This is a genomic window from Leifsonia sp. HAY1-4F (assembly GCF_056755275.1).
Genome location: NZ_JBNDHX010000786.1, coordinates 1 through 212 on the forward strand (window position 1 = coordinate 1; position 212 = coordinate 212).

Here is a 212-nt window from a genome sequence, read left to right on the forward strand (position 1 = left end):
CCCCCCCCCCCCCCCCCCCCCCCCCCCCCCCCCCCCCCCCCCCCCCCCCCCCCCCCCCCCCCCCCCCCCCCACCCACACCCCCCCCCCCCAGATTAGCGAGTGTCTCGTGGGCTCGGAGATGTGTATAAGAGACAGACCCAGGGTCGCTCGATGGCCCGGCCGAGACCCAGGATCGCCACCTCGGGATGGTTGATGATCGCTGCACTGCCGT

General features: G+C 75.9%; 1 pseudogene. It reads right to left on the reverse strand.

Features of this window, described 5'->3' with window-relative positions:
- Nucleotides 1-135: 135 nt before the first annotated feature.
- A pseudogene (locus ACPYOG_RS21325) lies at nucleotides 136-212 on the reverse strand (2-oxo acid dehydrogenase subunit E2); the annotation flags it as partial.